This is a genomic window from Pseudoalteromonas sp. P1-9, assembly GCF_001399975.1.
GTDB lineage: Bacteria > Pseudomonadota > Gammaproteobacteria > Enterobacterales > Alteromonadaceae > Pseudoalteromonas.
The window spans coordinates 1-365 of the sequence record NZ_LKBD01000153.1; the positions used below are offsets into that span (position 1 = coordinate 1).

Consider the following 365-nt stretch of genomic DNA (forward strand, 5'->3'; position numbering starts at 1 on the left):
CGCGCTGGATTTAGGTTCCAGTATCTTCGGATGTGAGAGTTCAAGTCTCTCCTTCCGCACCATGTTCTCGATAAGAACTAAACTAATCAATTTCTCGAAAGAGTAATCGTTGGAGTATCGCCAAGCGGTAAGGCAGCGGGTTTTGATCCCGCCATTCCCAGGTTCAAATCCTGGTACTCCAGCCACTTTTCTTAGAGAAGCCCTATGCGAAAGTGATGGAATTGACAACTGTCTTGAAATAGACGCTATATTTAGGTTCCAAATATACTTAAGCAATATGCGGGAGTGGCGGAATTGGTAGACGCGCTGGATTTAGGTTCCAGTATCTTCGGATGTGAGAGTTCAAGTCTCTCCTTCCGCACCAT

Annotated in this window: 2 tRNA genes; both read left to right on the top strand. The window is 45.8% G+C overall.

The features are described from left to right. Positions 1-110 precede the first annotated feature (110 nt). A tRNA-Gln gene (locus AN214_RS21970) sits at positions 111-185 on the top strand. 94 nt (positions 186-279) lie between these two features. Then, positions 280-364: transfer RNA gene (locus tag AN214_RS21975), tRNA-Leu, on the top strand. The last annotated feature ends 1 nt before the right edge of the window (position 365 follow it).